The following is a 4,706-nucleotide window of genomic DNA, read 5'->3' as shown; positions in this document are numbered from 1 at the left end:
CTGGCTCTTCTGTGGGAGCGACTTTCGTCGCGACGATCGTGCCTTATCGCAAGTCCTTGTCGCGACTGAAGTCGCTCCCACAACGATAGGATCCGCTTTCGCTATATTCGGGCGATTGAGAGGTTTTTAGAGGTTCCCTGACATAGCGGCATCCGCCGCGGGTACACGACGCCCCTGAAAAACAGCGGAAGGGGCGCCTGGCTTTATGTCGCGGCCAAGCGCTTTGTGTTTCGCTGGATTTCGGCAAGAGCCTCGGTCAAGACATCCGCCGGCCAGATCGTCATGCTGGGCGCCACGACAACAGCAAACGACTTGCATGAAACGTCAAACGATCGCCGGATTGGGTAACGGCATAGCAGCGGGCTCTTGTTGGGGCCTGGTGTTCCTTGCACCGCGTGTGCTCGAAGGCTTTGCGCCGATACAACTTTCCGCCGCGCGTTACCTGGTCTATGGCGCAATAGCGATGCTGTTGTTGCTGCCGCGCTGGCGCAGGCTTGCCGCACGCCTGACGCGGCGCGAATGGTGGGCCCTGGTGGGCCTTAGCCTGCTCGGCAATATCGTTTACTACATCTTGCTGGCGCGTGCGGTACAGATGGCCGGAGGCGCGGCAGCATCGCTGATTGTCGGGCTCTTGCCTGTTGCGGTAACCGTGTTCGGCTCGTTCGAAACAGGCGCCGTGCCCTTACGTGCCTTGCGCTGGCCGTTGCTGCTTTGCCTGACCGGCGTGGTGCTCGTGGGTATGGCGTCCTTGCGCACCGACACCGCACAACGCGATGTCGGTGCGCGCAGCATCGGTCTGCTATGCGCCTTCGGCGCCCTGACGTGCTGGACTGTCTATTCCATCTGGAACGGTCGCTGGCTACAGCGTCGGCCCGATCTTTCCGCGCATGACTGGTCGTTGCTCACCGGCATGGTCACCGGATTACTGGCACTGGGCTTGGCCGTACCGGCTTTTCTGCCTCCGTCCGAGCACGCTCCTGTCGCATGGATGCACTTTTGGGGCCTGACCTTCATCGTCGCTCTGCTGGCATCCGTAGTCGGTAATGCCTGTTGGAATCGCGCCAGCCGGCTGCTCCCACTGACCCTGGTCGGACAGATGATCGTCTTCGAAACGCTGTTTGCCCTGCTCTATGTCTTCATCTATGAGCAGCGCTGGCCGGGCACGATGGAAATCCTCGCAATCGCCTGCCTGGTCGTCGGCGTCGTCGGCTGCGCCCGAGCCCACCGTTAGTCGGCGCGGGCCTTGGCCTTCTTTTTGGTAGCGCGATTACGCTCTGTGTACTGCAGTTGGTGTGCCTTGACGATGGCCGCCAGCAAGCCGGGAAACCGCTGCTCGATCTCGCCACAACGACTGGTGTTCTGCATCTCCACACCATGCCGCTCGCTACGGATGAGCCCGGCTTCGCGCAGGGCGCGAAAATGCTGGGAAAGCGTGGACTTCGGGATCGTCTTGTCGCTGACTTGCAGGAAATTGGAACAGTTGAACGTGCATCCGGCCCCTGCCAGCTGGATATAGATCTGAGCACGTACGGGATCGGACAACGCGTGCAGGATGCCCTCCACGGTAATGTCCTCGATCGCTGGGTGAATCAATGGCCTCATGACGCAAATTCTAGCGCCCCTTGACTGTTAGTTCCATAGTTCATATGTTACGAACTATTGGAGTTAAGAGCTCCTTCATACCGAGGATCCAACGTCATGAGCAAGCTCGCAGGAAAGGTCGCCGTCGTTACCGGCGCATCGAAAGGTATCGGTGCGGCCATCGCCAAAGCCCTGGCTGCCGAAGGCGCGTCGGTGGTGGTGAATTATGCGTCCAGCAAGGCCGGTGCGGACGCCGTGGTGGACGCTATCGTCGCCGCCGGCGGCAAGGCTGTCGCGGTCAAGGGCGACGTGTCCAAGGCGGCCGAAGCGCAGGGCCTGGTCGATGCGGCGGTCAAGCAGTTCGGCCGACTGGACGTGCTGGTGAACAATTCGGGCGTGTATGAATTCGCGCCGCTCGAAGCGATCACCGAGGAGCACTACCACAAGCAGTTCAACGTCAACGTGCTGGGTCTACTGCTGACCACCCAGGCCGCGGCCAAGCATATGGGAGAAGGTGGCAGCGTCATCAATGTCGGCTCGTTGGTAACGCGTCTGGTGCCTCCGGGTAGTGCGGTTTATACCGCCACCAAGGGTGCGGTCGATGCGATCACTGGCGTGCTGGCGCAGGAACTCGGTGCGCGCAAGATTCGCGTCAATGCGCTCAATCCGGGCATGGTCGAAACGGAAGGTACGCACGCCGCTGGCTTTATCGGTTCGGAGTTCAACGATCACGCCGTGGCGCAGACCCCTCTTGGCCGCATCGGTCAGCCGGGCGATATCGCCTCGATCGCCGTGTTCCTGGCTTCCAGCGATTCATACTGGCTATCCGGCGAGCGCTTCTATGCCGGTGGCGGCATGCGCTAAGCCTTGCCCAGGTTCGAAGCGCGCGGCAACGTACCGCGCGCTTCGCGTGTGCAACAATCCTCGACGCATAAGAGCTTGACTACATGCAAGCCAAGCGTGCATAACCAGAGCCTCGCACGATGCGAATGTCGTCCATTCCCAAAGGACCTGGAGAACCATGAACAAACTCGTCAATAAAGTCGCCGTCGTCACTGGCGCCTCGAAAGGCATCGGTGCGGCCATTGCCACATCCCTGGCTGCCGAAGGCGCGGCCGTCGTTGTCAACTACGCATCCAGCAAAGCAGGCGCCGATGCGGTGGTGAATGCCATCGTCGCCGCTGGCGGCAAGGCCGTCGCCATCAAGGCCGACGTATCCAAGGCGGTCGAGGCGCAGGCACTGATCGATGCCGCGATCGAGCACTACGGCCGGCTCGACGTGCTGGTGAACAACGCCGGCATCTACGAGTTCGCACCGCTCGGTGGCATCACCGAGGAGCACTACCACAAGCAATTCAATATCAATGTGCTGGGCTTGTTGCTGATCACCCAGGCAGCGACGAAGCACATGAGCGACGGCGGCAGCATTATCAATATCGGCTCGCTGATCGCCCGCCGCATGCCCGCCAACAGCGCCGTCTACGCAGGCACCAAGGGCGCACTGAATGCGATCACTGGCGTACTTGCCCAGGAACTGGGCCCTCGGAACATTCGCGTCAACGCCTTGAATCCCGGCGTGGTCGAAACCGAAGGCGCGCATGCCGCCGATCTGGTCGATTCGGCGTTCGGCGCGCGCGCGGCGGCCGAATCGCCTCTGGGCCGCATCGGCCAACCCGGCGATATCGCCTCTGTCGCGGTCTTCCTCGCATCGAGCGATTCGTACTGGATGACCGGCGAGCAGCTTTACGCCAGCGGCGGCAGGCGCTGATCGACATTCTCACTGCCGTATCGCCCCCTGCGAAGGTCGAGTTCGATATCGCGAGGGCGTGCAGCTACCATGGCCGAACGTCGTCTCTTTTGGCCGAGGATGTCCCCATGTCGAACGCGCGTCGTGTCTCGCTTTGCCTGATCCCGTTTGCCTTCGCCGCCGCGATGTCGTGCGCTTATGCGCAAGATGCTTCGCCCAATGTCCCGCAAGCCAAACGGACCGTGCTCGATCGCCACGACCAGAGCGGCGTGACAGGCAAGGAAATCGTGATCGGTACGGCTGAATTGCCAGCGGGTTCTGTCATCGGCTGGCATCGCCATGCTGGCGATGAATCGGGTTATGTACTCAGGGGCAACTTGATCCTGAAGACGCAAGGCCAGCCGGACCAGGTATTGAAGGCCGGCGATCATTTCTTCAATGCGCGCGGCGCGGTGCACAGCCTTATCGCCGCGCCGGGCACCGATGGCGGCACGGCGCTGTCTACCTGGATCGTCGATAAGGGCAAGCCCTTGGCCGAGCCGGTGAAATAGCCCTTCCTGGCGACAGGATCGCGGTATCTTGCGGCAATCGCCGCATACAATGAGGCCCCCTGCGCACGGGGGCGTCGCCTTGCAGAGTGCATAGAACAGACCGCACCCAACGGTGAGGCACTGCGTGGCCGAACTCGATGCAGGCTTCGGCAATGACAGAGGTCATCCCGGTCGTCAGCGAGGATGGCCAGCCCTGGGCAAGAGTCACCCGTATCGCCTGATCGTACCTCGCGAAAAACGACCTGCGCGCTGGATTCGCGATGTATCGGGCATCGAAGTCATCGATATGGCCACGCGACCGGCCAAAACGATCGATCGTATGTTATTGCGACAATCGGTTGCGCAGGCGTAAATACATGCGATTTCATTTGGACGTCCAAATTCACATTCGCGCTCACTGTTTCAACATCGATACGGTTTTTTTTGCGCGATAGCCGTCCAAATCCCTGGACGGCCTCAACCATGCAGGCGCATGATCGATAGCCTCCGGCGCAATCACCGGAGATAGGGGCGCGCGCGAAATCGTATCGGCATGGCGCACGCATTCGAAAGACATTGAGTACACCACTGGGGAGGTGGCGACTTAAGTACATCGCGAAATACCGCACATCACAGGGGGCCTCGCTTTTTTCATTGGATTTCCAAGGAGTGAGTCATGAGAAACGAGCTTGTGATTGCTGCATCGATCGCCGCGGCCCTGGCCGCGTTGCCGGTGATCGGTATGGCACAGACTTCCGCATCGCAAAGCACCGCGCTTGCCGACCTCGATACGTCCGAGGCAGCGCGTGTTACGCAAACTGTAGATAGCCGCGCCATAACGGCGGTGG

Annotated in this window: 6 protein-coding genes; 5 read left to right on the top strand and 1 reads right to left on the bottom strand. The window is 60.8% G+C overall.

Annotated elements, in window-relative coordinates:
* Window positions 1-316: 316 nt before the first annotated feature.
* The gene (locus VIM98_RS13580) at window positions 317-1,231 is read left to right on the top strand and encodes a DMT family transporter (protein WP_331993651.1); all 915 of its coding nucleotides are present in this window, start codon (window positions 317-319) and stop codon (window positions 1,229-1,231) included.
* Here the strand turns inward: VIM98_RS13580 and VIM98_RS13575 are convergent.
* A complete protein-coding gene (locus tag VIM98_RS13575; protein ID WP_331993650.1) occupies window positions 1,228-1,602 on the bottom strand; it encodes a winged helix-turn-helix domain-containing protein in 375 nt (124 codons plus the stop codon). The two genes, VIM98_RS13580 and VIM98_RS13575, sit on opposite strands and share 4 nt — an antisense overlap.
* 96 nt (window positions 1,603-1,698) lie before the next feature.
* Here VIM98_RS13575 and VIM98_RS13570 point away from each other — a divergent pair, with 96 nt between their 5' ends.
* From VIM98_RS13570 to VIM98_RS13555, 4 genes are all read left to right on the top strand, one after another.
* Entirely contained in the window at window positions 1,699-2,445 is a 747-nt protein-coding gene (locus VIM98_RS13570) for a glucose 1-dehydrogenase (protein ID WP_331993649.1), read from the top strand.
* A gap of 157 nt (window positions 2,446-2,602) precedes the next feature.
* Window positions 2,603-3,349 (top strand): glucose 1-dehydrogenase, encoded by a 747-nt coding sequence (locus VIM98_RS13565; protein ID WP_331993648.1) that lies wholly within the window; start codon window positions 2,603-2,605, stop codon window positions 3,347-3,349.
* A gap of 107 nt (window positions 3,350-3,456) precedes the next feature.
* Window positions 3,457-3,879 carry a cupin domain-containing protein gene (locus VIM98_RS13560; RefSeq protein ID WP_331993647.1) on the top strand — a complete coding sequence of 141 codons (423 nt, stop codon included), beginning with the start codon at window positions 3,457-3,459 and terminating at the stop codon, window positions 3,877-3,879.
* 124 nt (window positions 3,880-4,003) lie between these two features.
* The gene (locus VIM98_RS13555; protein WP_331993646.1) at window positions 4,004-4,231 is read left to right on the top strand and encodes a hypothetical protein; all 228 of its coding nucleotides are present in this window, start codon (window positions 4,004-4,006) and stop codon (window positions 4,229-4,231) included.
* Window positions 4,232-4,706: the final 475 nt, after the last annotated feature.

The sequence above is a fragment of the Dyella sp. genome (genome assembly GCF_036568765.1).
In the GTDB taxonomy this organism is placed as follows: domain Bacteria; phylum Pseudomonadota; class Gammaproteobacteria; order Xanthomonadales; family Rhodanobacteraceae; genus GSA-30.
This window is presented reverse-complemented; position numbering and strand designations above follow the sequence as displayed.

Coding starts and splice junctions, on each gene's coding strand:
- VIM98_RS13580 (WP_331993651.1), top strand. CDS start 317: ATGAAACGTCAAACGATCGCCGGATTGGGTAACGGCATAGCAGCGGGC.
- VIM98_RS13575 (WP_331993650.1), bottom strand. CDS start 1,602: ATGAGGCCATTGATTCACCCAGCGATCGAGGACATTACCGTGGAGGGC.
- VIM98_RS13570 (WP_331993649.1), top strand. CDS start 1,699: ATGAGCAAGCTCGCAGGAAAGGTCGCCGTCGTTACCGGCGCATCGAAA.
- VIM98_RS13565 (WP_331993648.1), top strand. CDS start 2,603: ATGAACAAACTCGTCAATAAAGTCGCCGTCGTCACTGGCGCCTCGAAA.
- VIM98_RS13560 (WP_331993647.1), top strand. CDS start 3,457: ATGTCGAACGCGCGTCGTGTCTCGCTTTGCCTGATCCCGTTTGCCTTC.